The organism is Streptomyces sp. NPDC039465, from assembly GCF_055639315.1.
In genome coordinates this window covers 141332-166788 of the sequence record NZ_JBVKAP010000004.1, presented here as the reverse complement: position 1 = coordinate 166788, position 25457 = coordinate 141332, and the positions used below count along the sequence as shown (strand labels likewise).

At 70.6% G+C, this 25457-nt stretch carries 20 protein-coding genes; 10 read left to right on the top strand and 10 right to left on the bottom strand.

Features of this window, described 5'->3' with window-relative positions; all coding sequences use genetic code 11:
• Positions 1-157: 157 nt before the first annotated feature.
• From ACZ7LT_RS15195 to ACZ7LT_RS15180, 4 genes are read left to right on the top strand one after another with little or no spacing between them, the layout of a single operon-like run.
• The gene (locus ACZ7LT_RS15195; protein WP_471236496.1) at positions 158-1666 is read left to right on the top strand and encodes a cytochrome ubiquinol oxidase subunit I; all 1509 of its coding nucleotides are present in this window, start codon (positions 158-160) and stop codon (positions 1664-1666) included.
• Between the two features lie 18 nt (positions 1667-1684).
• A complete protein-coding gene (gene cydB, locus ACZ7LT_RS15190) occupies positions 1685-2689 on the top strand; it encodes a cytochrome d ubiquinol oxidase subunit II (protein WP_471236495.1) in 1005 nt (334 codons plus the stop codon).
• 16 nt (positions 2690-2705) lie between these two features.
• Positions 2706-6293, top strand: a complete 3588-nt coding sequence (gene cydD / locus ACZ7LT_RS15185) for a thiol reductant ABC exporter subunit CydD (RefSeq protein WP_471236494.1) — start codon at positions 2706-2708, stop codon at positions 6291-6293.
• A 20-nt stretch (positions 6294-6313) separates the two neighbouring features.
• The gene (locus ACZ7LT_RS15180) at positions 6314-8032 is read left to right on the top strand and encodes a GAF domain-containing sensor histidine kinase (RefSeq protein ID WP_471236493.1); all 1719 of its coding nucleotides are present in this window, start codon (positions 6314-6316) and stop codon (positions 8030-8032) included.
• A gap of 23 nt (positions 8033-8055) precedes the next feature.
• Here the strand turns inward: ACZ7LT_RS15180 and ACZ7LT_RS15175 are convergent, their stop codons facing one another.
• Entirely contained in the window at positions 8056-8904 is an 849-nt protein-coding gene (locus ACZ7LT_RS15175; protein WP_471236492.1) for a Cof-type HAD-IIB family hydrolase, read from the bottom strand.
• Positions 8905-9020: 116 nt separating this feature from the next.
• Between ACZ7LT_RS15175 and ACZ7LT_RS15170 the strand changes: the two genes are divergently transcribed.
• Entirely contained in the window at positions 9021-9914 is an 894-nt protein-coding gene (locus ACZ7LT_RS15170) for an LLM class flavin-dependent oxidoreductase (protein ID WP_471236491.1), read from the top strand.
• 33 nt (positions 9915-9947) lie between these two features.
• Here the strand turns inward: ACZ7LT_RS15170 and ACZ7LT_RS15165 are convergent, their stop codons facing one another.
• The 5 genes from ACZ7LT_RS15165 to ACZ7LT_RS15145 all read right to left on the bottom strand — a co-directional run bounded on the left by ACZ7LT_RS15165 (position 9948) and on the right by ACZ7LT_RS15145 (position 14902).
• Positions 9948-10403, bottom strand: a complete 456-nt coding sequence (locus ACZ7LT_RS15165) for a hypothetical protein (RefSeq protein WP_471236490.1) — start codon at positions 10401-10403, stop codon at positions 9948-9950.
• 69 nt (positions 10404-10472) lie between these two features.
• Positions 10473-11015 (bottom strand): RNA 2'-phosphotransferase, encoded by a 543-nt coding sequence (locus ACZ7LT_RS15160; protein WP_471236489.1) that lies wholly within the window; start codon positions 11013-11015, stop codon positions 10473-10475.
• 152 nt (positions 11016-11167) lie between these two features.
• Positions 11168-12091 carry a MerR family transcriptional regulator gene (locus ACZ7LT_RS15155; protein ID WP_471236488.1) on the bottom strand — a complete coding sequence of 308 codons (924 nt, stop codon included), beginning with the start codon at positions 12089-12091 and terminating at the stop codon, positions 11168-11170.
• A gap of 205 nt (positions 12092-12296) precedes the next feature.
• Entirely contained in the window at positions 12297-14060 is a 1764-nt protein-coding gene (locus ACZ7LT_RS15150) for an SDR family oxidoreductase (protein WP_471236487.1), read from the bottom strand.
• Positions 14060-14902 carry a M24 family metallopeptidase gene (locus tag ACZ7LT_RS15145; RefSeq protein ID WP_471236486.1) on the bottom strand — a complete coding sequence of 281 codons (843 nt, stop codon included), beginning with the start codon at positions 14900-14902 and terminating at the stop codon, positions 14060-14062. The genes ACZ7LT_RS15150 and ACZ7LT_RS15145 overlap by 1 nt, the downstream gene beginning before the upstream one ends.
• A 259-nt stretch (positions 14903-15161) precedes the next feature.
• Between ACZ7LT_RS15145 and ACZ7LT_RS15140 the strand changes: the two genes are divergently transcribed.
• The 5 genes from ACZ7LT_RS15140 to lpdA all read left to right on the top strand — a co-directional run bounded on the left by ACZ7LT_RS15140 (position 15162) and on the right by lpdA (position 20250).
• A complete protein-coding gene (locus tag ACZ7LT_RS15140; RefSeq protein WP_471236974.1) occupies positions 15162-16127 on the top strand; it encodes an ABC transporter ATP-binding protein in 966 nt (321 codons plus the stop codon).
• Complete coding sequence (locus ACZ7LT_RS15135) at positions 16124-17020, top strand: ABC transporter permease (protein ID WP_471236485.1); 897 nt, start codon at positions 16124-16126, stop codon at positions 17018-17020. The genes ACZ7LT_RS15140 and ACZ7LT_RS15135 overlap by 4 nt, the downstream gene beginning before the upstream one ends.
• Positions 17017-17928, top strand: coding sequence for an ABC transporter ATP-binding protein (locus tag ACZ7LT_RS15130; protein WP_471236484.1), 912 nt, complete (start codon positions 17017-17019; stop codon positions 17926-17928). Before ACZ7LT_RS15135 ends, ACZ7LT_RS15130 begins: the two co-directional genes overlap by 4 nt.
• 14 nt (positions 17929-17942) lie before the next feature.
• Positions 17943-18662 carry an ABC transporter permease gene (locus ACZ7LT_RS15125; protein WP_471236483.1) on the top strand — a complete coding sequence of 240 codons (720 nt, stop codon included), beginning with the start codon at positions 17943-17945 and terminating at the stop codon, positions 18660-18662.
• Between the two features lie 184 nt (positions 18663-18846).
• Positions 18847-20250: a dihydrolipoyl dehydrogenase gene (gene lpdA, locus ACZ7LT_RS15120; RefSeq protein ID WP_471236482.1), complete on the top strand. Its 1404-nt coding sequence runs from the start codon at positions 18847-18849 to the stop codon at positions 20248-20250.
• 282 nt (positions 20251-20532) lie between these two features.
• On the opposite strand, the gene ACZ7LT_RS15115 is transcribed toward lpdA, so the two are convergent.
• The 4 genes from ACZ7LT_RS15115 to efeB form a co-directional block, all read right to left on the bottom strand.
• Positions 20533-21339 carry an HAD family hydrolase gene (locus tag ACZ7LT_RS15115; RefSeq protein WP_471236481.1) on the bottom strand — a complete coding sequence of 269 codons (807 nt, stop codon included), beginning with the start codon at positions 21337-21339 and terminating at the stop codon, positions 20533-20535.
• Complete coding sequence (serS, locus tag ACZ7LT_RS15110; RefSeq protein ID WP_471236480.1) at positions 21336-22613, bottom strand: serine--tRNA ligase; 1278 nt, start codon at positions 22611-22613, stop codon at positions 21336-21338. Before serS ends, ACZ7LT_RS15115 begins: the two co-directional genes overlap by 4 nt.
• 622 nt (positions 22614-23235) lie before the next feature.
• Complete coding sequence (gene pheA, locus ACZ7LT_RS15105; RefSeq protein WP_471236479.1) at positions 23236-24171, bottom strand: prephenate dehydratase; 936 nt, start codon at positions 24169-24171, stop codon at positions 23236-23238.
• Positions 24172-24203: 32 nt separating this feature from the next.
• Positions 24204-25454, bottom strand: a complete 1251-nt coding sequence (gene efeB / locus ACZ7LT_RS15100) for an iron uptake transporter deferrochelatase/peroxidase subunit (protein ID WP_471236478.1) — start codon at positions 25452-25454, stop codon at positions 24204-24206.
• Between the last annotated feature and the right edge of the window lie 3 nt (positions 25455-25457).

Here is a 25457-nt window from a genome sequence, read left to right as displayed (position 1 = left end):
CGCCGGTAAGGCACCCCCCTTGCCCCTACGGATTTCGCATGAGACATAATGCTTGTGAATGTGAACGCGTTCACAAGCGTGTCCTGGTCATCCCGAAATGGGCGGGATCAAGTGGGCAAACTCCCGACGTGACCACGCGATGTGAGGAGAAGACGACGTGGATCTAGCTCTGGCGCCAGAAACACTGGCGCGATGGCAGTTCGGCATCACCACCGTCTACCACTTCCTTTTCGTCCCCCTGACGATCTCGCTCGCCGCGCTCACGGCGGGTCTCCAGACCGCCTGGGTGCGAACGGAGAAGGAGAAGTACCTCAAGGCGACCAAGTTCTGGGGCAAGCTGTTCCTGATCAACATCGCGATGGGTGTGGTCACCGGCATCGTCCAGGAGTTCCAGTTCGGCATGAACTGGTCGGACTACTCGCGCTTCGTCGGTGACGTCTTCGGTGCCCCGCTCGCCTTCGAGGCGCTGATCGCCTTCTTCTTCGAGTCCACCTTCATCGGCCTGTGGATCTTCGGCTGGGACAAGCTGCCGAAGAAGATCCACCTGGGCTGCATGTGGATGGTCTCCATCGGCACGATCCTGTCCGCGTACTTCATCCTGGCCGCCAACTCCTGGATGCAGCACCCGGTCGGCTACCGCATGAACGAAGAGCGCGGACGGGCGGAGCTCACGGACTTCTGGCTGGTGCTCACCCAGAACACGGCGCTGACCCAGTTCTTCCACACCATGACGGCCGCCTTCCTCGTCGGCGGCGGCTTCATGGTCGGCATATCCGCCTTCCACCTGGCCCGCAAGAAGCACATCACGGTGATGCGGACCTCGCTCCGGCTCGGCCTGATCACGCTGATCATCGCCGGACTCGGCACCGCCATCAGCGGTGACATGCTCGGCAAGGTCATGTACAAGCAGCAGCCCATGAAGATGGCGGCCGCCGAGGCGCTCTGGGACGGCGAGGCGCCGGCACCCTTCTCGGTCTTCGCCTACGGCGATGTCGACAAGGGCCACAACAAGGTCGCGATAGAGATCCCGGGAGTGCTGTCCTTCCTGGCCAACGGCGACTTCACCTCGCACGTCCCGGGCATCAACGACGTCAACAAGCAGATGCAGGAGAAGTACGGCCCGGGCGACTACCGGCCCAACATCCCGGTCGCCTACTGGGGCTTCCGCTGGATGATCGGCTTCGGCATGGCGTCCCTCTCCATCGGAATGCTCGGACTCTGGCTGACCCGCAAGAGGTTCCTGCTCCCGCCGGCGCTGCGGACCGGCGAGGACGAGGTCCCGAACCTGGTCCTCTTCCGCAAGAAGGCTCTCGGCCCCCGTTTCAGCAAGCTGTACTGGCTGGTGGCGCTGTGGACCATGGCCTTCCCGCTGATCGCCAACTCCTGGGGATGGATCTTCACCGAGATGGGCCGGCAGCCCTGGGTCGTCTACGGGGTGCTGCGCACCCGGGACGCGGTCTCCCCCGGTGTCACGCAGGGCGAGGTACTCACCTCGATGATCGTCTTCACGCTTCTCTACGCCGTGCTCGCCGTGATCGAGGTCAGGCTGCTGGTGAAGTACGTCAAGGCCGGACCTCCGGAGCTCACCGAGGCCGACCTCAACCCGCCCACCAAGATCGGCGGGGACGACCGTGACCCCGACCGGCCGATGGCCTTCTCGTACTGAGGGTGAGGAGAGCGACCCATGGAACTCCACAATGTCTGGTTCGTGCTCATCGCCGTCCTCTGGATCGGCTACTTCTTCCTCGAAGGGTTCGACTTCGGGATCGGCGTCCTGACCAAGCTGCTCGCCCGCGACCGGGCCGAGAAGCGTGTCCTGATCAACACCATCGGCCCGGTCTGGGACGGCAACGAGGTGTGGTTGCTCACGGCGGGCAGCGCGATCTTCGCCGCCTTCCCCGACTGGTACGCGACGCTGTTCTCCGGCTTCTACCTGCCGCTGCTGCTCATCCTGGTCTGTCTGATCGTGCGCGGTGTCGCCTTCGAGTACCGGGTCAAGCGCTCCGAGGAGAACTGGCAGCGCAACTGGGAGCACGCGATCTTCTGGACCTCGCTCATCCCGGCCGTGCTCTGGGGCGTGGCCTTCGGCAACATCGTGCGGGGCGTGAAGATCGACGCGCAGAAGGAGTACGTCGGCAGCCTCTTCGACCTGCTCAACCCGTACGCGCTCCTCGGCGGGCTGGTGACGCTCTTCCTCTTCACCTTCCACGGCGCGGTGTTCGCCGCCCTCAAGACGGTCGGTGACATCCGGGAGCGGGCGCGCAAGCTGGCGTTCACCCTCGGGCTGGCCACGGCGGCGCTGGCGCTGCTGTTCCTGCTGTGGACGCAGATCGAGAACGGCGACGGGAAGAGCCTGGTCGCCATGGCGGTCGCGGTGGCGGCGCTGGTCGGTGCCATCGGAGCGATCAGGGCCGGGCGCGAAGGATGGTCGTTCGCGCTGTCGGGCGTCACGATCGCGGCAGCGGTCGCGATGCTCTTCCTCACGCTCTTCCCGAACGTCATGCCGTCCTCGCTGAACCCCGAGTGGAGCCTCACCGTCACCAACGCCTCGTCCAGCCCGTACACCTTGAAGATCATGACCTGGTGCGCGGCGGTCGCCACGCCGCTGGTGATGCTCTACCAGGCCTGGACGTACTGGGTGTTCCGCAAGCGGATCGGCACGCAGCACATCGCCGACTCCGTGCACTAGTGGGGGAATGTTTCACGTGAAACCGATCGACCCGCGTCTGCTCCGGTACGCACGGGCCACCCGTCTCTTCCTGGCGGCGGTGGTGGCTCTCGGATTGGCCGGGGCGGCGCTGGTCGTCGCCCAGGCGATGCTCATCGCCGAGGTGGTGGTGGGGGCCTTCCAGCGGGGGCTTTCGGTCTCCGGACTCACCACCGAGCTGGGCCTGCTCGCGGCGGTCGCCGTGGGGCGGGCACTGGTCTCCTGGCTGACCGAGCTGGCCGCCCATCGCGCGGGCGCGGCGGTGAAGTCGGAGCTGCGCAGGCGGCTGCTCGAGCGTTCCGTGGCGCTGGGGCCGGGGTGGCTGAGCGGGCAGCGGACGGGATCGCTGGTCGCGCTCGCCACGCGGGGTGTGGACGCTCTGGACGACTACTTCTCGCGCTATCTGCCGCAGCTGGGACTCGCGGTGGTGGTGCCGGTGGCGGTGCTGGCGCGGATCGTCACCGAGGACTGGGTGTCGGCGGCGGTCATCGTGGTGACCCTGCCGCTGATCCCGCTCTTCATGATTCTGATCGGCTGGGCCACACAGGCCCGGATGGACCGTCAGTGGAAGCTGCTGTCACGGCTCTCGGGGCACTTCCTGGACGTGGTCGCCGGGCTGCCCACGCTGAAGGTCTTCGGACGGGCCAAGGCGCAGGCGGAGTCGATCCGGGCGATCACCTCGGAGTACCGGCAGGCGACGCTGCGGACGCTGCGGATCGCGTTCCTGTCGTCGTTCGCGCTGGAGCTGCTGTCGACGCTCTCCGTGGCACTGGTCGCGGTCGGGATCGGTATGCGGCTGGTCCATGGCGACCTCGACCTCTACACGGGGCTGGTCATTCTGATCCTCGCGCCCGAGGCGTATCTGCCGATCCGCCAGGTCGGGGCGCAGTACCACGCGGCGGCGGAAGGGCTCGCGGCGGCGGAGGAGATCTTCGACGTCCTGGAGACGCCGGTGCGCGGCGGCGGCACGGGGGAGGCGCCGGCGGCGCCGAGGCTGGAACTCGACCGGGTGACGGTACGTCATGCCGGTCGTGCCGAACCTTCGCTGGACGCGGCCTCGCTGGTCGTCGAGGCGGGCGAGACGGTGGCCCTGGTCGGCCCGAGCGGGATCGGCAAGTCGACGCTGCTGGATGTGGTGCTCGGGTTCGTCGCGCCGGACGAGGGCGCGGTACGGGTCGGTGGCGCCGACCTCGGGTCGCTGGACCTGGAGCGGTGGCGCGAGCGGATCGCATGGGTGCCCCAGCGGCCGTATCTCTTCGCGGGCACGATCGCCGAGAACGTACGCCTGGCGCGGCCGGACGCCTCGGACGAGGAGGTGCGGCGGGCGCTGACCGATGCCGGGGCCTGGGAGTTCGTCGCCGGGCTGCCCGAGGGCGTCGCGACACCGCTGGGCGAGGACGGCGCCGGGCTCTCTGCCGGTCAGCGCCAGCGGCTCGCACTGGCCCGGGCGTTCCTCGCGGACCGACCGGTCCTGCTGCTCGACGAGCCGACGGCGGCCCTGGACGGGGAGACGGAGGCGGGCGTCGTCGACGCGGTCCGGCGGCTGGCCGTGGGCCGTACGGTCCTGCTGGTCGTCCACCGGCCCGCCCTGCTGGCCGTGGCGGACCGGGTGGTGACGCTCGCGGCATCGGGCAGCGAGCTCCGGCGGGCGTCGACGGCTGCCCGGGAGGGGGTGACAGGCGCCCACTCCACGGACGTTTTCGCCGACGGACCGACCCCCGCCGCGAATGGCGGGCATGACGCCATGGCGGACGCCGGGCCGCGTGGCGGGAGCGCGCTCGCGCGGGTGCGGGGGATGGCCGGGGCGCTGCGGGGACGGCTGGGCCTTGCGCTCGCGCTGGGGAGCCTTGCGGTGGGCTCGGCCGTGGGGCTCATGGCCGTCTCCGGCTGGCTCATCTCGCGGGCGTCCGAGCAGCCGCCCGTGCTCTATCTGATGGTCGCCGTCACCGCCACGCGCGCGTTCGGCATCGGCCGGGCCGTCTTCCGCTACGCCGAGCGGCTCGTCTCCCACGACGCGGTGCTGCGGATGCTCGCCGAGCTCCGCGTCACGGTCTACCGCCGCCTGGAGCGGATCGCCCCCGCGGGGCTGCGCCGGACCCGGCGCGGGGACCTGCTCTCCCGGCTGGTCTCCGACGTGGACGCCCTCCAGGACTACTGGCTGCGCTGGCTGCTGCCGGTCGGCGCGGCCCTGGTCGTCGGCGCCGGGTCCGTCGGGTTCACCGCGTGGCTGCTGCCCGAGGCCGGAGCCGTCCTCGCGGTGGGCCTGCTGGCTGCCGGAGTCGCCGTACCGCTGCTCAGCGGCGCCCTCGCGCGGCGGGCCGAACGGCAGCTCGCGCCCGCGCGCGGCGCTCTCGCCACCACCGTCGTCGACCTGCTGCGCGGCTGCGGCGAACTGACCGTGGCCGGCGCACTCAAGGACCGCGCGGAGCGGGCCCGGAACGCCGACGGGAAGCTCACCGCGATCGCTTCGCGGCAGGCGGCGGCCACCGCGCTCGGGGCCGGGCTCTCCGCCCTCGCCTGCGGGGTCACCGTGGCGGCTGCCGCGCTCGTCGGCGTACAGGCCGTACGGGACGGACGGCTGGACGGTGTCGCGCTCGCGGTCGTCGTCCTGACCCCGCTCGCCGCCTTCGAGGCCGTCACCGGCCTTCCGCTCGCCGTGCAGTACCGGCAGCGGGTCCGGCGCAGCGCCGAGCGGGTGTACGAGGTGCTGGACGCGCCCGTCCCCGTGCGCGAGCCCCGGCAGCCGGCCGAGCCGCCGCGAAGCCCCTTCCCGCTGGAGCTGCGCGGCATCGGCGCGCGCTACGCCGGGCAGGAACGGGAGGCGCTGCACGGCTTCGACCTGACGATCGAGGCGGGCCGGCGCATCGCCGTCGTCGGCGCCTCCGGGTCCGGGAAGACCACCCTCGCCCAGGTGCTGCTGCGGTTCCTGGACGTCGCCGACGGCACGTACCGGATCGGCGGTGTGGCGGCCGACTCGCTCGACGGGGACGCCGTGCGCCGGCTCGTCGGGCTCTGCGCCCAGGACGCGCACCTCTTCGACAGCTCCGTCCGCGAGAACCTGCGGCTCGCCCGCCCCGGGGCGAGCGACGAGGAGCTGTGCCGCGCCCTCGACGAGGCGCGGCTGCTCGACTGGGTGGAAGCCCTGCCGGGCGGCATGGACACCCTCGTCGGCGAGCACGGCGCCCAGCTCTCCGGCGGCCAGCGCCAGCGCCTCGCCCTGGCCAGGGCGCTCCTCGCCGACTTCCCCGTCCTCGTCCTGGACGAGCCCGCCGAGCACCTCGACCTGGCCACGGCGGACGCGCTCACCGACGACCTGCTGCGGGTGACCGAGGGGCGTACGACCGTCCTCATCACCCACCGGCTGCGCGGACTCGACGCGGTGGACGAGGTGGTGGTCCTGGACGCCGGACGGACGGTGCAGCAGGGGCCGTACGCGGAGCTGGCGGCGGTGGACGGACCGCTGCGGCGGATGCTGGAGCGGGAACGGGAGGCCGAGGCGCTCGTCCCGCACCCGTCGGCCGGGCTCGTGGAGCCGTCCGCGGAGCCCGTGGAACCGCCGGTCGAGCCGACTTTCCTCGCTAAATAGGACTTACTAGTCTCAAGGGCATGACAGCCCCCGAACGCAAGGATCCCCTCGAGGCCGCGACTCAGGCGACCCGCAGCCTTCAGGGCCTGTCCACCGAACTCACCGCGCGCGTGCCCCAGCTCCTGGAGGCCATGCGCTCGGTGGGCACCGGCCTCGAACTCCACTCCACCCTGGACCGGATCTGCGAGACAGCGGCCGAGCTGGCCGGGGCCCGCTACGCCGCGATCGGCGTGGTCGACGAGGAGGGCAGCGGGCTCTCGGACTTCGTCACCCACGGGGTGTCGGACGAGGTCGCCGAGCGCATCGGCCGTCGGCCGGACGGTCTCGCGGGGCTGCTCGGCGCGCTGATCCACCATCCGGATCCGATGCGGCTCGCCGATCTGACGAAGGATCCGCGCGCGGCCGGCTTCCCGCCCGGGCATCCGCCGATGCGGACCTTCCTCGGTGTGCCCATCCGCGTCCAGGGCGAGATCTTCGGCAATCTCTATCTGGCCGAGAAGAACGGCGGCGGCGCGTTCACCGACTACGACCTGCACATGGTCCGCGTCCTCGCCACCGAGGCGGGGATCGCCATCGGCAACGCCCGGCTCTACGAGGCGGCCCGCCAGCGCGAGCGGTGGATCGACGGCTCGGTGGCCGTCACCACGGCCCTCTTGTCCGGCGGGGACGCCGACGACGCGCTCGTGGTCGTCGCCGAACAGGCCCGCCGGCTCGCCGACTCGGCCGCCGGGATCGTGCTGCTGCCCGCCGAGGAGGGCGGGCTGGAGATCGTCGCGGTCGCCTCCGACCAGCCCGCCACCTCGATGGGTCTGGTGATCCCGGAGGACAGTCCGGTGGTCCGGCGGCTGCTCGCCGGGGAAGCGGTCTTCGTGGCCGACGCGGCCGGCGATCCCCGGATGATCAGCAGACTGTCGGAGCAGTACGGGCCCGCCATGCTGCTTCCGCTGCACAGCGGCGGCCGGATCCTGGGCGCTCTGGCGACGCCACGCGCGCGTGGCGCCCGTCCGTTCACCGACGCGGAGCGGACCCTGGCCACGCAGTTCGCCTCGCAGGCGGCGCTCGCGCTGATGATGGCGGACGCGCAGCGGGACCGGGAGCGGCTCGCGGTCTACGAGGACCGCGACCGCATCGCCCGGGACCTCCACGACCTGGTCATCCAGCGGCTGTTCGCGACCGGGATGATGCTGGAGAGCGCCCAGCGCAAGTCGGTCGTGCCCGCCGTGCGGGAGGGTGTCGGCAAGGCCGTGGACGAACTGGACGTGACCATCCAGGAGATCCGTACGGCGATCTTCGCGCTCCAGCAGGGACCGGCCGAGGCGCCGTCCGGGCTGCGGACCCGGGTCCTGCGGGAGATCAACATGGCGGCCGTGCCGCTCGGCTTCACCCCCGCCCACCGGTTCGTGGGCGCGATCGACACGACCGTCGGCGATCTCACCGGCAAGAACCTCATCGCCGCCCTGCGCGAGGCCCTCTCCAACGCCTTCCGGCACGCCCAGGCCGGCAGGATCGAGGTCGTCGTCGACGCCACCGTGACCCTCGCGGACGGCGCCCCCGGGGTGCGACTGTCGGTCGGCGACGACGGTGTGGGCATCCCGGCGGGCGGGCGGCGCAGCGGGCTGCGGAATCTCGCGCGGCGCGCCGAGTCGCTGGGGGGATCGAGCTGGTGCGGGCCCGGCATCGGTGAGGACGGCGGCGGTACGACCGTGGTGTGGCAGGCCCCGCTGCGGTCCCCGGAGTAGGGGCCGCGTGCGGGACCCGTGCCTCAGAGCCCCTCGAGGATCCGTTCGATGACGACGGCGACGCCGTCCTCGTTGTTGGCGACCGTACGCCCGGAGGCGGCGGCGATCACATCGGGATGGGCGTTGCCCATCGCGTACGAGGTGCCCGCCCAGGTCAGCATCTCCACGTCGTTGGGCATGTCGCCGAAGGCGACGACCTCCTCGGCCGAGATACCGCGCTCCGCGCAGCACAGGGCGAGCGTCGAGGCCTTGGAGACTCCGAGGCCGCTCACCTCCAGGAGCGCGGTGGGGCTGGAGCGGGTGATCGAGGCGTGCTCCCCGGCGGCAGCGCGGGCCAGGGCGAGGAAGGCGTCCGGGTCCAGGTCGGCGTGGTGGGCGAGCAGCTTCAGGACCGGTGCGCCGGCTCCGGGCCGGTCCTCGTGCAGCAGCTTCTCCGCGGTGGCGATGGTCGCGCCCGGGTCCAGGTGGAGGGGCGGGTAGTCCGGCTCGTAGTGGATGCCGGTGGCCAGCTCGACGGCGAAGGTGGTGCCGGGAGCCTGGGCGCGCAGCGTCCGTACCACCATGAGGGCGGTCTCCCGGTCCAGCGGGCGGGCCTCGATGACCTTGCCGCCGGCGTGCAGGTCGACCACCGCGGCGCCGTTGGCGCAGATGGCCAGGCCGTGGCCGTGGACGTGGTCGCTGACGACGTCCATCCAGCGGGCCGGGCGGCCGGTGACGAAGAAGACCTCGATCCCGGCCTCCTCGGCGGCGGCGAGGGCCGCGACCGTGCGCTCCGATACGGACTTGTCGTCGCGCAGCAGGGTGCCATCCAGGTCGGTGGCGATCAGCCGGGGCGTAAGGGCGGGCGGGCGCGGAGAGTGGGATGACGTCACAGATCCATTCTCACGTACGGGCTGCACGGGCGTGCGGGTGGGCGCACATTTGAGTGCATGGACCGTCGCTGTGCGTGCGCGCCATGATTGTCAGTGCGGCCGCGTAGGGTCGTTCCATGCGTCTGAGTACCGTGATCCTCCCGTCCCGTCGGTGGCACGAGGGTGGCCGCGAGGAGTGGGTCCGAGCCGAGCGGCTCGGCTTCCACGCCGCGTACACCTATGACCACCTTTCCTGGCGGAGCTTCCGTGACGGCCCCTGGTTCGGGGCCGTGCCGACCCTGACCGCCGCGGCCGCCGCCACCGAGCGGATGCGCCTCGGCACGCTGGTGACCTCGCCGAACTTCCGGCATCCGGTCACGCTCGCCAAGGAACTGATTTCCCTCGACGACATCTCCGGCGGCCGGATCACCCTCGGCATCGGCGCGGGCGGCACCGGCTTCGACGCCACGGCGCTGGGCCAGGAGCCGTGGACGCCGCGGGAGCGCGCGGACCGGCTGGCCGAGTTCGTGCCGCTGCTCGACCGGCTGCTGAGCGAGGACGTCGTCTCCCACAGGGGCACGTTCTACTCGGCCGAGGAGGCCCGCAACATTCCCGGCTGTGTGCAGCGGCCGCGACTGCCCTTCGCGGTCGCCGCGACCGGGCCGCGCGGGCTGAAGCTGGCCGCTCGGTACGGGCAGGCGTGGGTGACGACGGGGGATCCCAAGCTGTTCGAGACGGGGACGCCCGAGCAGTCCCTGGAGGCGATCCGCGGTCAGGCCGAGAAGCTCGAGAAGGCGTGCGTGGACATCGGCCGTGATGTGCGGGAGCTGGACAAGATCCTGCTGACGGGCTTCACGCCGGACCGTCCGCTGGAGTCCTTCGACGCCTTCGTGGACTTCGCGGGCCGCCACTTCGAGCTGGGCTTCACGGAGATCGTGATCCACGCGCCGATCGCGGACTCGGTCTTCGCCGCGGACCAGGCGGTGTTTGAGCGGATCGCCACCGAAGGGCTCGCCCAGCTGGGCGGCTGACGACCCTCGCTCGTGGGCAGGCGGGCGGTGCGCTCAGCGGCGGACCCGGCTGCTGAGCCAGCGGGTGAGCGTGCCGGTGAGGATGAGTTCCTTGTACGTCTCGTCCCCGGGCAGCGGCACGATCAGCCACCAGCCGGGCGGGAAGAACCGGCCCTTCACATGGGCCAGGTCGCCGTAGACGGAGTGGAGGAAGGCGGGGACGGAGTCGCGGGGGATGTCGTCGAACTCCACTCCGTCGACCACGATCTTGGCGTCGTCCTCGGGGAAGAGCCGGACGGTGACGACGGGGGTGCCGCCGAGCTCGACGAACGCCTCGTGCGGGAGGGAGCCGTCCGGGTCGAGGACGGTGAAGACTCCGGCCGAGGTGCGCCGCGAGGTCTGGTCCGCTCCGATGTCGTCGGTGACCACCATCTCGCGGTGGTACTCCTCGGCGACCGCACGGATCGCGCGGACGGCGGACTCGGTGGTCGGCAGCTGCGGATGTCCCATGCGGGCGATCATGCCTCAGCTCGGGAGGACAGTCACGGCCTCGGTCGGGGAGCCGTAAAGGCGCACGCTTCAGCCGGGGAAGCGGAGGTACTCGGGGGGAACGGCGTCGGTGAGCCAGACGCCGTTGGCGCTGACGTGGAAGACATGGCCGGCGCGGTGCATGGCCCCGGCGTCCACTGAGAGGACCACCGGGCGGCCGCGGCGGGCGCCCACCCGGGTCGCGGTCTCCCGGTCGGGGGACAGGTGCACATGGTGGCGGGCCATGGGGCGCAGACCCTCGGCCCGGATCGCGTCCAGCGCCGCGGCCACCGTGCCGTGGTAGAGGTACGCGGGGGGTTCGGCGACCGGCAGGTCGAGGTCGACCTCGACGGTGTGGCCCTGGTTGGCGCGGATTCGGGCGCCGTCGATGGTGAAGCGCCGCTTGTCGTTGACGGCGACCACATGGTCCAGTTCGGCGCGGCTGATGGGGAAGCCGTGCGCGGCGGCGGCCCGCAGCAGCTCGTCGACCGGTACCCAGCCGTGGGGATCGAGAGCCAGCCCGATCCGCTCAGGTTGGTGGCGCAGGTGTTTCGAGAGGTACTTCGACACCTTCACGGTGCGTCTTTCGTCCATCGGGCCAGGATGCCGGAGCCCCGCGGCGGTCGGCCACGCAATATGGTCGAGTCGGAGTGAAGATGTTTGATCCACAACCAAGTTGAGTTATCCACAGGGGAATTGGCGATTCTGTGGACAACTAGCCTGTGGTTTCAGGTAGTTTGGTCAAGTTAGCTGGTTTCGCGATGCTTTGATGAGAGAGCGTCCAATGTCCTGGATTGCACCTCTCGTTCAGCCGCCGCCGCGATGAACGCGGCGACGTTGTCCGGGCCAACCAGCCCCTGTACGGCCCGGATTGTCGACGCCGGGAGCGCCACTGGGCGGGGCTCATCGTCCGGCAGCGGCGGGGCGTGCGGCGCGAGGTGGTGCTGGAGGTGCCGGGTGGCGAACAGTCGCATCGCACGCGCCAGTTCGGCGTCGACGGTCTGCTGGGCGAGCGGCCTCAGGCGGCGCACCATCGACGCGGCCTCGGCCGCATCCGCGTCCGTCGGAGGCCGGTGTTCCAGATAGCGGGCGAAGACGTGCTCGGTGGTGAACTCCAGGAAACGGGAGGCGATGTGTTCCACCTGGCCGCGAAGTTCCTTCAGGTGCCCGGCGATCGCGGCGAGCGGCACTCCTGCCGCGTACAACTCGGCCGCCACCGCCAGCTCTTGGGGGCTCGGCACGAGGAACTCCCCCTCCGTGCCCGGTATCGGCTCCAGGACGCCGAGTTCGACCGCTTCCCGTACGGCCTCCTCGTCCGGTGAGCCGCCGAAGGTGGCGTCGAGCTCGGCCCGGGAGATGCGATCGGCCTGCTCGTCCGTCCAGGGCCCGTCGACCTCGGCGACCAGGCCGAGCACCCCGCCGAGCCCCCGTCCCGCGTCCCAGGCCTCCAGCAGCTCCTTGATGGAGGCGAGGGTGTAGCCGCGGTCCAGGAGATCGGCGATCTGACGCAGCCGCGCGAGATGCGTGTCCCCGTACACGTTGGACCGGCCGCGCCGCTGCGGCTTCGGCAGCAGGCCCCGGTCCTGGTAGGCCCGGATCGTACGGACCGTGGCGCCGCTGTGGTGCGCCAGGTCCTCGATCCTGTACTCGGCTGTGATCTGGTCGGACACGCCCGCTCCCTCTACCCCGTCGCGGCGCGGCCCACCGCTCCCGCCGCCGCCAGGGCCGCGGGCCAGGACGCCGGACACCCGACGGCCTCGCGCAGCGAACCCTCCTGCGAGGGATGGTACGACCGCCGGAAGGAGCGGGGTATGGCCGCGCCCGGCCGGCGCCGACCGGGCAGCGGCCCCTTCACGGCCTGGGGGCGGGCGCCGCTCATGACGGTGGCGTCAGCCGGGCGATCGCGCGCAGGGCCCTGGGCGTCAGCCGGGACAGCAGATGCGCGCCGCGCGCCTCCGGGGTCACCGGCACGACCGCCTGGTTGCGGACCACGGCCCGCAGGATGGCGTCGGCCACCTTCTCCGGCGGGTAGTTCCGCAGGCCGTAGAGCCTGGACGCCTGCTTCTGCCGGCGCTTCTGCTCCTCCTCGCCGGCTCCGGCGAACCGGGCCGTCGCCGTGATGTTGGTGTTGACGATGCCCGGGCATATCGCCGAGACCCCGATGCCCTGCCCGGCCAGTTCGGCACGCAGGCACTCGCTCAGCATCAGGACCGCCGCCTTGGAGGCGCTGTAGGCGGGCAGGGCGCGCGAGGGCTGGAAGGCCGCGGCGGAGGCGGTGTTGACGATATGGCCGCCCTGTCCCCGGTCCGCCATCTGCTTGCCGAAGACGCGGCAGCCGTGGATGACGCCCCAGAGGTTGACGTCGAGGACCTTCTTCCAGTCCTCGCTCGTCGTCTCGAAGAACGACCCCGTCAGGCCGATCCCGGCGTTGTTCACCAGCACGTCCACCACGCCGTACTCGCCGGCGACCTTCTCGGCGAGCTTCTCCATCGCCTGCTCGTCGCTGACGTCGACGGTCTCGGCCCAGGCTTCGGGCGCCCCGATCAGCCGCGCCATCTCGGCCGTGCGGACCGCGCTCTCGCCGTCCCGGTCCACGGCCACGACCCGTGCGCCCGCCTCCGCGAAGGCGAAGGCGGTGGCCCGGCCGATGCCGCTGCCCGCACCGGTGACCAGCACGAGCTGCCCGCCGAACCGCTCGGCGTACGCGCCCCGGGGCGCCGTGGCCGTAGCCTTGGCGGCCGGGTCCTCGTGGGCGGTCACGAACTCCGCGATCCAGGCAGACAGTTGGTCGGGCCGGGTCCGCGGAACCCAGTGCTTGGCGGGCAGGGTGCGCCGGGTGAGCTGGGGTGCCCACCGCTCCAGATCGTCATAGAGACGCTCGGAAAGGAAGGCGTCGCCGGTGGGAGTGATCAACTGCACCGGGGCGTGCGCGTACGCGTCCGGGCGGGGGCGGCGCAGTCGGGCGCGGACATTGTCGCGGTACAGCCAGGCGCCGTGTGCGGCGTCCGTCGGCAGCGAGGGGGTCGGATAGTCGCCGGTCGCGATCTTCTCGACCCGCTGGAGGATCTTCGGCCACTGCTTGCCGAGGGGGCCGCGCCAGGCGAGCTCCGGCAGGGCCGGGGTGTGCAGCGCGTACACGTACCAGGACTTGGCGCCCTGGCCGAGGAGCTGGCCGACGCGCCGGGGCGTCGGGCGGGTCATCCGCTGCTTGATCCAGTGCCCGAAATGGTCGAGGGAGGGACCGGACATCGAGGTGAAGGAGGCGATCCGGCCCTCGGTGCGCTTGACCGTGACGAACTCCCACGCCTGCACGGAGCCCCAGTCGTGGCCGACCAGATGGACCGGCCGGTCCGGGCTGACCGCGTCCGCGACCGCCAGAAAGTCGTCGGTGAGCTTCTCCAGCGTGAAGCCGCCGCGCAGCGGGGTCGGCGCGGTCGAGCGGCCGTGGCCGCGCACGTCGTACAGCACCACATGGAAACGGTCCGCGAGCCGGGCCGCGACCTGCGACCAGACCTCCTTGGAGTCCGGGTAGCCGTGCACCAGCAGGACGGTGGGCCGGCTCTCGTCGCCCAGCTCGGCGACGCACAGCTCGATCCCGCCCGTCCCCACCCAGCGCTCCCGCGCGCCCTCCATCGGCATCACAGACCCTCCGCCCAGCGCCGCACATGCGGCAGATCGTCATCCAGCCAGAACGCGCTCTGCTCGGGATCCCTGGAGTCCGTGACGACCAGGATCTCCTCGAACTTCGCGCCCGTACCCCGGAATCCGAGGTGCGGCTCGACCGCCCACAGCCCCGGCCGGGGTGGGTGGTCGGAGAACTTGTACGGCGACCACAGCGGCGACCAGCCGTCCCGGTGGCCGTGGACCGCGTCGCTCGCCAGGCCCTTCAGCGACTGGGTGCCGAACCCGAACAGCGTCGGCGACCAGCGGCGCTCCTTCACCCGGTCGATCTTGTGGGCGATCACGCCGAAGGGGTAGGCGCGGTGCCGGTTGGCGTAGCCCTGGCGGACCATGAGCCGGTCCACGTCCTCGTAGATCTCCCGGAGCGTGCGGCGCTCGCGCACCTCGCGCAGGATCAGCTCGCGGTGGTCCTTGAGATCGGCGAGCAGCTTGTCGTGCACGGGGTTGAGGCCCAGACACCCGGAGTAGCCGATGTCGGCGGTGTAGCCCTTGTACACCGGGGCCATGTCGAGGATGAACGGCATCCCCGGCTCCAGCTTCCGGTTCGTCGGGAAGAACTGCAGCGGTATCCGGAAGTTGACGAAGGCCGTGCGGTCGCCGAACCACGCGAAGGGGAGATGGAACCAGTCGCGCACGCCCCGCTCACGCAGCCACTCGCGCTGCATCCGCGCCGCCTCGCGCTCGGTGACTCCCGGCTTGAGCTGCGCCGCGACCGCCTCCGCGCACTCGTAGGAGAGGCGCTGCACTTCCCTGAACCCCCGCAGTTCCGCGGTCAGTTCGCTCTTCACTGCTGAGGCCATGCCACCCGTCCGTCCCTTGCGGTACGTGGTCGTAACTTGACACTGATGAATGTGACAATGCCCGGCGGCTACGTCAAGAGGCGTGCGGATGCCTGTGGAAAACCCGGCGGCGCGAGGACCGTGACGACTGCGGCACGGAGGCCCGGCAACGACTTTCGTAGGTTTCCCCTTACGGGTTCGTACACCTGAGGTCGGAGAGGGATCGAGCCGTTGGGCTGACGCCCGCTGTGGTCTGCGCCACTACCTTCGAAGGGTGACTGTGATCGCGACCGAAAGCCTCAGCAAGCGGTTCCCCCGGGTGACCGCTCTCGACCGGCTCTCCCTGGACATCGGGCCCGGTGTGACCGGACTGGTGGGTGCCAACGGAGCCGGCAAGTCCACAATGATCAAGATTCTGCTCGGTCTGTCCCCCGCCACGGAGGGCCGCGCCCAGGTGCTCGGCCTCGACGTCGCCACCTCCGGCGCCGCCATCCGCGAGCGGGTGGGCTACATGCCCGAGCACGACTGCCTCCCACCCGACGTCTCGGCCACCGAGCTCGTCGTCCACATGGCCCGCATGTCGGGCCTGCCCCCCACGGCCGCCCGTGAGCGGACCGCCGACACACTGCGCCACGTCGGCCTGTACGAGGAGCGCTACCGCCCCATCGGCGGCTACTCGACCGGCATGAAGCAGCGCGTGAAGCTCGCGCAGGCCCTGGTCCACGACCCCAAGCTGGTCCTCCTCGACGAGCCCACCAACGGCCTCGACCCGGTCGGCCGCGACGAGATGCTCAGCCTGATCCGCCGGGTCTGGACGGACTTCGGGATTTCGGTCCTCGTCACCTCCCACCTCCTCGGTGAACTGGAGCGCACCTGCGACCACGTGGTCGTGATCGACGGCGGCCGGCTGCTGCGCTCCAGCTCCACCAGCGACTTCACCCAGACCACCACCACCCTCGCGGTCGAGGTCACCGACTCCGACACCCACCCCGACGGCACGCGGGCACTGCGCGAGGCCCTGACCGCCGCCGGTATCACCCTCCACGCGGGCGTGGAGGACGGACTGCCCGGCGCCGGACACATCCTGCTCCTCGAGGCCACCGGCGAGGAGACGTACGACCTCGTCCGCGACACCGTCGCCGACCTGGGCCTCGGGCTCGTACGCATGGAGCAGCGCCGCCACCACATCGCCGAGGTGTTCCGCCCCCAGCAGGCGAACCAGCAGGAGGAGGTGCCGACGCGATGAGCATCGAGACCACCCGCACGGATACCACCCAGATCCACAACATCGGCTACCGCAACTACGACGGGCCGCGCCTCGGCCGCGCCTACGCGCGCCGTTCGCTCTTCTCGCAGTCCCTGCGCGGTGCCTACGGCCTCGGCCGGAGCGCCAAGTCCAAGGTGCTGCCGATGATCCTGTTCGGCGTGATGTGCGTGCCGGCGGCGATCATCGTGGCGGTGGCGGTCACCACCAAGATGAAGGACCTGCCGCTGGACTACACGCGGTACGCGATCTTCACCCAGGCCCTCATCGGCCTCTACCTGGCCGCCCAGGCACCCCAGTCCGTCTCCCGCGACCTGCGGTTCAAGACGGTCCCGCTGTACTTCTCCCGCCCGATCGAGCGCGTCGACTACGTCCTCGCCAAGTTCGGCGCGATGGCCAGCGCGCTGTTCATCCTCACCGCGTCGCCGCTGGTCATCCTCTACCTCGGTTCCCTGCTGGCGAAGATGGACTTCGCGGACCAGTCCAAGGGCTTCGGCCAGGGCCTGGTCTCCGTGGCGCTGCTCTCGCTCCTCTTCGGCGGAATCGGCCTGGTCATGGCCGCGCTGACACCACGCCGCGGGTTCGGCGTCGCCGCCGTCATCGCCACGCTGATGATCTCCTACGGCGCGGTGACCACCCTCCAGGGCATCGCCTACGGCACCGACAACATCGACGCCATCAAATGGATGGGCCTCTTCTCCCCCATCACGCTGATCGACGGCGTCCAGACCGCCTTCCTCGGCGCCACGTCCTCCTTCCCCGCGGGCGCGGGACCCTCCGCCGGGCTCGGCGCGCTCTATCTGCTGGTCGTCCTCGCGCTGATCCTTGGCTCGTACGCCGTGCTGATGCGCCGCTACCGAAAGGTCGGGCTGTGACAACCCTCAACATCGAGCATGTCTCGCGGTGGTTCGGGAATGTCGTGGCCGTCAACGACGTGACCATGACCATCGGCCCCGGTGTCACCGGCCTCCTCGGCCCCAACGGCGCCGGGAAGTCCACCCTCATCAACATGATGGGCGGCTTCCTCGCCCCCTCCACCGGCACCGTCACCCTCGACGGGGAGACGATCTGGCGCAACGAGTCCGTCTACCGCCAGATCGGGGTGGTGCCCGAGCGGGAGGCGATGTACGACTTCCTCACCGGCTACGAATTCGTCGTCGCCAACGCCGAACTCCACGGCCTCGGCACGGCGGCGGCGCGCAAGGCCCTCGCCACGGTCGAGATGGAGTACGCGCAGGACCGCAAGATCGGCACGTACAGCAAGGGCATGCGCCAGCGCGTGAAGATGGCCTCGGCCCTCGTCCACGATCCCGCGGTGCTCCTGCTCGACGAGCCGTTCAACGGCATGGACCCGCGCCAGCGCATGCAGTTGATGGATCTGCTGCGGCGGATGGGCACGGAGGGGCGCACGGTGCTCTTCTCCTCGCACATCCTGGAGGAGGTCGAGCAGCTCGCCTCCCACATCGAGGTGATCGTGGCCGGACGGCACGCGGCCTCCGGAGACTTCCGCAAGATCCGCCGCCTGATGACGGACCGCCCGCACCGCTATCTCGTACGGTCCAGCGACGACCGGGCTCTGGCCGCCGCGCTGATCGCCGACCCGTCGACGGCCGGCATCGAGGTGGACATGACCGAGGGCGCGCTGCGCATCCAGGCCGTGGACTTCGGCCGGTTCACCGAGCTGCTGCCGCGGGTCGCCCGGGCGCACGGCATCCGGCTGCTGACGGTCTCGCCCTCGGACGAGTCCCTCGAGTCGGTCTTCTCGTACCTCGTAGCGGCCTGAAAGGAGCCTGACCGATGTACAACCCCACAGTCGCCCGGCTCACCTACCGGGCCCTCCTCGGCCGCCGACGGGCCCTGATCCTCTTCGCCCTGCCCGCCCTGCTGATCGTGATCGCCTCGGCGGTCCGGGCCTTCAACGGCGTGGACGACCAGGTCGCCGCCGACGTCCTCGGCGGCTTCGCGCTCGCCACGATGGTGCCCCTGATCGGTGTGATCGCCGGTACGGGCGCGATCGGACCGGAGATCGACGACGGCTCGATCGTCTATCTGCTGGCCAAGCCGGTGAAGCGGCCGACGATCATCGTCACCAAGCTGACCGTGGCGATCGCCGTCACCATGGTCTTCTCCGCCGTCCCGACCTTCATCGCGGGGATGATCCTCAACGGCAACGGCCAGCAGGTGGCGGTGGCGTACACCGTCGCGGCGCTGGTCGCCTCCATCGCCTACAGCGCGCTGTTCCTGCTGCTCGGTACGGTCAGCCGCCACGCGGTCGTCATCGGCCTGGTCTACGCCCTCCTCTGGGAGGCGCTGTTCGGCAGCCTCATCGCCGGAGCGCGCACCCTCAGCGTCCAGCAGTGGGCCCTGTCGGTGGCGGAGAAGGTCGCGGGCGACGGGCTGGTCGCCTCCGACGTGGGTCTGCCGGTGGCGGTGGCGCTGCTGGCCGGTGTGACCGTCGCGGCGACCTGGTACGCCGGGCAGAAGCTGCGGACGCTGACCTTGGCCGGCGAGGAGTAGCCCGGCGAGGGGCAGTCCGGCGAGGAGCAGTCCGGGAGGAGTGTCCGGCGGGGAGTACACGCGTGTGTGACCGACAGCCCAGTCATCCTTTGACTGGGCTGTCGTGCTGCCGCGCCGCCCACGGGATTACTGTGGGCCCGTATTGGGGCAACGCGCACGACACTTACAACCTGGGGAGTCAGTCATGTCAGACCGCTTCGACGTCGTCGTACTCGGAGCAGGCCCCGGCGGTTACGTCGCCGCCATCCGCGCCGCCCAGCTGGGCAAGCGGGTCGCGGTCGTGGAGGAGAAGTACTGGGGCGGTGTCTGTCTGAACGTCGGCTGCATCCCCACCAAGGCGCTGCTGCGCAACGCCGAGCTCGCCCACCTCTTCACCCACGAGGCCAAGACCTTCGGCATCAAGGTGGACGGCGAGGTCTCCTTCGACTACGGCGAGGCCTACCGGCGCAGCCGCACCGTCGCGGACGGCCGGGTCAAGGGCGTCCACTTCCTGATGAAGAAGAACGGCATCACCGAGTTCGACGGCCGGGGCACCTTCCTCGACGCGAACACGCTGCAGGTCGCCCTCTCGGACGGCACCTCCCAGACGATCACCTTCGACAACTGCATCATCGCCACCGGCGCCACCCCGCGTCTCCTGCCGGGCACGGCCCGCAGCGAGCGCGTGGTGACGTACGAGGAGCAGATCCTCGCCGAGGACGTGCCGCAGTCGATCGTCATCGCCGGCGCCGGCGCGATCGGCATCGAGTTCGCGTACGTCCTGCACAACTACGGCGTGAAGGTCACCATCGTCGAGTTCCTGGACCGGATCGCGCCGCTGGAGGACGCGGACGTCTCCAAGGAGCTGGCCAAGCAGTACCGCAAGCTCGGCATCGACGTGCTCACCTCCACCCGCGTCGAGTCCATCGACGAGTCCGGGCCGCAGGTGCGGGTCACGGTCACCGGCAAGGACGGCGCGAGCAAGGTCCTGGAGGCGGACAAGGTCCTGCAGGCCATCGGCTTCGCGCCCAACGTCACCGGTTACGGCCTGGAGGCCACCGGCGTGGCCCTGACCGAGCGCGGCGCCATCGAGGTCGACGGCCGGTGCCGCACCAACGTGCCGCACATCTACGCCATCGGTGACGTGACCGCGAAGCTCATGCTGGCGCACACGGCCGAGTCCATGGGTGTCGTCGCCTCGGAGACGATCGCGGGCGCCGAGACCATGGAGCTCGACTACCCGATGATCCCGCGCGCCACCTACTGCCAGCCCCAGATCGCCAGCTTCGGCTGGACCGAGGAGCAGGCGAAGGAGAAGGGCTTCGACGTCAAGGTCGCGAAGTTCCCCTTCACGGCGAACGGCAAGGCGCACGGCCTCGGCGACGCGACCGGCTTCGTGAAGCTCATCAGCGACGCGAAGTACGGCGAGATCATCGGCGCCCACCTGATCGGCCCGGACGTCACCGAGCTGCTGCCCGAGCTGACGCTGGCCCAGCAGTGGGACCTGACGGTCCACGAGGTCGCGCGGAACGTGCACGCGCACCCGACGCTGGGTGAGGCCGTGAAGGAGGCCGTCCACGGCCTCGCGGGTCACATGATCAACTTCTGACGCGGCTCCACAGGTCCCCCCGGCCTCCCCGGTTCACGGGATAAATCGGTGGCGTTCGATCTCTGTTCGGGCGCACAGTGGAGGTGCACCGAGACCGGGGGGAGCGGGACGTCGACCGAGGAGAGATCGGTCCGTCGGGCTCCCAACAGGGCGGGTTCATCACCCGCCCGGGGCGGCCGCTTCGAGCGCGCGGACGTTACGACGTCCGCGCGGGCCGCCCCTCCCGGGGGCCTTGGGAGCGCTCGCGAGACACCCCCAGGACCTCAAGACCCTCGACGGGGCTCAGCGGGACAGCAGCTCTTCCAGGACGACGGCGATGCCGTCGGACTCGTTCGACGCCGTGATCTCGTGGGCCACGGCCTTCAGGTCGTCATGGGCGTTGGCCATGGCCACGCCGTGCCCTGCCCAGGCGAACATGGGGATGTCGTTCGGCATGTCGCCGAAGGCGATCGTCTCCGCCGCCTTCACGCCCAGACGGCGTGCTGCCAGGGACAGACCGGTGGCCTTGCTGAGCCCGAGCGGCAGGATCTCGACTATGCCGGGGCCCGCCATCACGATGTCGACGAGGCTGCCGACCGTCTCGCGCGCGGCGGCCGTCAGCGCGTCGTCGCTGAGGTCGGGATGCTGGATGTAGACCTTGTTCAGCGGGGCCGACCACAGCTCGGTCGGGTCCTCCATGGGCCGGGTCCGCAGGGGGCCGTCGTGGAGCCGGTACCCCGGGCTCACCAGCACCTCTCCGTCCAGGCCGTCACGGCTCGCGGCGAGGGCCAGCGGGCCGATCTCCGCCTCGATCTTGGCGAGCGCCAGCCCCGCCAGCTGCCGGTCGAGCGTCACGGAGGTGAGCAGCCGGTGCTCACCGGCGTGGTAGACCTGCGCACCCTGGCCGCACACCGCGAGGCCCTCGTAGCCGAGGTCGTCGAGGATGTGCCGGGTCCATGGCACGGAACGGCCCGTGACGACGATGTGTGCCGCGCCCGCCGCCGTGGCGGCGGCCAGCGCGTCGCGCGTACGGGCCGAGACCGTCTCGTCGCCACGCAGCAGCGTGCCGTCGAGGTCCGTCGCGACGAGACGGTACGGGAACGGACTCACTTGGCGACCGGCTCCAGGACCTCACGACCGCCCAGGTAGGGACGGAGCATCTCCGGCACCCGGACCGAGCCGTCCGCCAGCTGGTGGTTCTCCAGGATCGCCACGATCGTGCGCGGTACGGCGCACAGCGTGCCGTTCAGCGTCGCCAGCGGCTTGACCTGCTTGCCGTCGCGCATCCGGACCGACAGGCGGCGCGCTTGGAAGCCGTCGCAGTTCGACGCCGAGGTCAGCTCGCGGTACTTGCCCTGGGTCGGGATCCACGCCTCGCAGTCGAACTTCCGCGACGCCGAGGCGCCCAGGTCGCCGCTGGCGACGTCGATCACCTGGAAGGGCAGCTCAAGGCCGGTGAGCCACTGCTTCTCCCACTCCAGGAGCCGCTTGTGCTCGTTCTCGGCGTCCTCCGGGGCGACGTACGAGAACATCTCGACCTTGTCGAACTGGTGGACGCGGAAGATGCCCCGGGTGTCCTTGCCGTACGTGCCGGCCTCGCGGCGGAAGCACGGCGAGAAGCCGGCGTAGCGCAGCGGCAGCTTGTCCGCGTCGACGATCTCGTCCATGTGGTACGCGGCGAGCGGCACCTCGGACGTACCGACCAGGTAGTAGTCGTCCTTCTCCAGGTGGTACACGTTCTCCGCGGCCTGGCCGAGGAAGCCGGTGCCCTCCATGGCGCGCGGGCGGACCAGAGCCGGGGTCAGCATCGGGATGAAGCCGGCCTCCGTGGCCTGGGCGATCGCCGCGTTGACGAGCGCGAGCTCCAGCAGGGCGCCGACGCCCGTCAGGTAGTAGAACCGTGAGCCGGACACCTTGGCGCCACGCTCGACGTCGATGGCGCCGAGCGCCTCGCCGAGCTCCAGGTGGTCCTTGGGCTCGAAGCCCTCGGCGGCGAAGTCGCGGATGGTGCCGTGCGTCTCCAGGACGACGAAGTCCTCCTCGCCGCCCACCGGCACGTCCGGGTGGACGATGTTGCCGAGCTGGAGCAGCAGGCGCCTGGTCTCCTCGTCGGCCTCGTTCTGCGCGGCCTCGGCGGCCTTCACATCGGCCTTGAGCTGCTCGGCCTTGCCGAGCAGCTCGGCGCGCTCCTCCGGAGTGGCCTTGGGGATGAGCTTGCCGAGCGACTTCTGCTCGGAGCGGAGCTCGTCGAAGCGGACGCCGGACGACCTGCGCCGCTCATCGGCGGAGAGCAGGGCGTCGACGACGTCGACGTCCTCTCCACGGGCGCGCTGGGAGGCGCGAACACGGTCGGGGTCCTCACGGAGCAGGCGAAGGTCAATCACCCCACCAGGCTACCGGTGTGGACTCGCACCACCCCAACCGATATCCACACGCGTGTCGCTATGTCCGTATTGCCGGAATTTGGAAAGGTGTCGAAAATCAGGGCCGCGGACGTCAATAAAAGGGGCGCTATTCCCTGAAAGGGGACAGGGTGGTGGATCGATCTTGACTCGGCAGGGCCTGTGCCGCCTGGCCGGGCGGGGCGCTGTCCACAGTAATGCGCACCTCCGCAGAGTTATCCACAGGCTGTGGGGAAGATCTGTGGACTCCGGAAAGGATCATTCCGAAGGCCGCGAATGGGGCGATGGATTCCGCGGTCAAACCTCTCCCACACGCTCATTCGGGTGGGAATTCCTCGCCCTAACGAGTTGATCAATGGAATTGAGGTGACGTGCGGCGACGTACCGCCATGTGGAGGGAAGTGAGGCGCTGAGGGTGATTTGTCGACTGTGTCGGCTTGCGTTGTCGACTTGTCCCCAGGTCGAGAAGCAGGCCTGTGGATAACCCCTGTGGGTAACGGAAAATATGCTGGTAGGACTGGATGAGAGCCTGGGGATAGCCAACGCGGTCGTCCTCCGATCGATCGCGCGGTCGGCCCCCGCCGTTCTGCTACGCCCGGTCGTCCTACGCCCGGCCGTCCTGGGCCCGCGCCAGCCAGTCCGAGGCCGCCGTGAACTCCGCGTCCGAGGTTCCGGCGCGCAGCGGCCGTACGTCCTCCACCGCCACCCCCGCCCGCGGATAGGACCCCAGGAACCGCACCTTCGGGCAGATCCGCTTCAGACCCATCAGCGCCTCGCCGACCCGGCGGTCGGAGACATGGCCCTCCGCGTCCACCGCGAAGCAGTAGTTGCCGATGCCCGCGCCCGTCGGCCGCGACTGGATGAGCATCAGGTTGACGCCCCGCACCGCGAACTCCTGGAGCAGTTCGAGCAGCGCACCGGGGTGGTCGTCGCCGAGCCACAGCACGACCGAGGTCTTGTCCGCGCCGGTCGGTGCCGCCGGCCGGGCGGGCCGGCCGACCAGCACGAACCGCGTCGCTGCGTTCTCCGCGTCGTGGATCTGGGTGACCAGCGGCTCCAGACCGTACGTCGCCGCCGCGAACTCGCCCGCGAAGGCGGCGTCGAACCGGCCCTCCTGCACCAGCCGGGCCCCGTCCGCGTTGGACGCGGCCGACTCCCACACGGCGTCCGGCAGATGCTTCCGCAGCCAGTTGCGCACCTGCGGCTGGGCGACCGGATGGCCGGTGACCGTCTTGATCTCGGACATCTTCGTGCCGGGCCGTACGAGCAGCGCGAAGGCGATCGGCAGGACCACCTCGCGGTAGATCATCAGCGGCTCGCCGGAGGACAGCTCGTCGATGGTGGCGGTGACCCCGCCCTCGACCGAGTTCTCGATCGGCACGAGCGCGGCCGCGGCCTCCCCGTTCCGTACGGCGTCCAGCGCGGCCGGTACGGAGACCATCGGAACGAGCTCGCGGGTCGCCGCTTCCGGGAGCGTACGCAGGGCCGCCTCCGTGAAGGTGCCCTCAGGACCGAGATAGGTGTAGCGGGTGGCCGACATACCGTCACCCTAACGCCAGGGCCCCACGCGCCTCACGACTCCAGCAACCGCTGCCCCACGTACTCGCCCTCCGCCGGGCCGCCCGGGACCGCGAAGAGGCCGCTCGCCTCGTGGCGCAGGAACGGCGACAGTGCGTCTCCCCGGTCGAGCTTGCGCTGCACCGGTACGAAGCCCTTGAGCGGGTCGGCCTGCCAGCAGATGAAGAGCAGCCCCGCGTCCGGTGTCCCGTCCGGGGCGATCCCGTCGTGGAAGGAGAACGGCCGCCGCAGCATCGCCGCCCCGCCGTTCTGTTCGGGGGCGGAGATCCGGGCATGGGCGTTGTCCGGAATGACCAGCTTTCCGTCCGGGCCCGTCTTGTGCAGGTCGAGCTCGGTGGTCTCCGAACCGCCGGTCAGCGGGGCGCCGTCCGACTTGCGCCGCCCGATGACCCGCTCCTGCTTGTCCAGCGGCAGCTTCTCCCAGTTGTCCAGGAGCATCCGGATGCGCCGCACGACCGCGTACGAGCCCCCGGCCATCCAGGCCTGCGGGCCGGACGCGCCGTCCGGCACGAAGATCCGCCGGTTGAAATCCGGCTCGGACGGCTTCGGGTTGCCGGTGCCGTCGACCTGGCCCATCAGGTTCCGGGCGGTCATCGGCCGGGCGGTGGCCCCCGGCGAACGGTTGAATCCGTTCATCTGCCAGCGCACGCGGGCCGCGTCACCCGCGTCCTTCTGCAGCGTGCGCAGCGCGTGGAAGGCGACCAGGGCGTCGTCCGAGCCGATCTGTATCCACAGATCGCCGTTGGAGCGTTTGGGGTCCAGGGCGTCGGCGGAGAAGGCCGGCAGCGCGTCCAGCTCGGTCGGGCGGCGCGCAGTCAGGCCCGTACGACCGAAGAAGGAGTGGCCGAAGCCGAAGGTGACGGTCAGCGAGGACGGGCCCGCGTCCAGCGCGATCCCGGTGTCCTGTCCGCCTTCCGCGGGCTTGCCCGCCATCAGCGCCTTGGCCGTCGCCGACCAGCGGCGCAGCAGCGCGGCGGCCTCCTTGCGGCCGGCCCCCGGCGCCAGGTCGAAGGCGAGCAGATGGCCCCGGGCCTGAAGCGGAGTGGTGATCCCCGCTTGATGTTTCCCGTGAAACATCGCCTCGGTGGAGCCGACGCTCGTCAGGGCGGTGCCGTCGGCGGACGGCCCGGCCGCCGCCGCGTACACGCCGGCGCCGCCCGCCGCACCCAGGGCGAGGCCCGCGGCGCCTGCCGCGCCCACGGTCCCGAGCATCCGGCGCCGGGAGATTTCAAGGTTCTCAGTCACGGT

Coding starts and splice junctions, on each gene's coding strand:
- cydB (WP_471236495.1), top strand. CDS start 1,685: ATGGAACTCCACAATGTCTGGTTCGTGCTCATCGCCGTCCTCTGGATC.
- ACZ7LT_RS15180 (WP_471236493.1), top strand. CDS start 6,314: ATGACAGCCCCCGAACGCAAGGATCCCCTCGAGGCCGCGACTCAGGCG.
- ACZ7LT_RS15170 (WP_471236491.1), top strand. CDS start 9,021: ATGCGTCTGAGTACCGTGATCCTCCCGTCCCGTCGGTGGCACGAGGGT.
- ACZ7LT_RS15165 (WP_471236490.1), bottom strand. CDS start 10,403: ATGGGACATCCGCAGCTGCCGACCACCGAGTCCGCCGTCCGCGCGATC.
- ACZ7LT_RS15160 (WP_471236489.1), bottom strand. CDS start 11,015: ATGGACGAAAGACGCACCGTGAAGGTGTCGAAGTACCTCTCGAAACAC.
- ACZ7LT_RS15150 (WP_471236487.1), bottom strand. CDS start 14,060: ATGCCGATGGAGGGCGCGCGGGAGCGCTGGGTGGGGACGGGCGGGATC.
- ACZ7LT_RS15145 (WP_471236486.1), bottom strand. CDS start 14,902: ATGGCCTCAGCAGTGAAGAGCGAACTGACCGCGGAACTGCGGGGGTTC.
- ACZ7LT_RS15135 (WP_471236485.1), top strand. CDS start 16,124: ATGAGCATCGAGACCACCCGCACGGATACCACCCAGATCCACAACATC.
- ACZ7LT_RS15125 (WP_471236483.1), top strand. CDS start 17,943: ATGTACAACCCCACAGTCGCCCGGCTCACCTACCGGGCCCTCCTCGGC.
- lpdA (WP_471236482.1), top strand. CDS start 18,847: ATGTCAGACCGCTTCGACGTCGTCGTACTCGGAGCAGGCCCCGGCGGT.
- pheA (WP_471236479.1), bottom strand. CDS start 24,171: ATGTCGGCCACCCGCTACACCTATCTCGGTCCTGAGGGCACCTTCACG.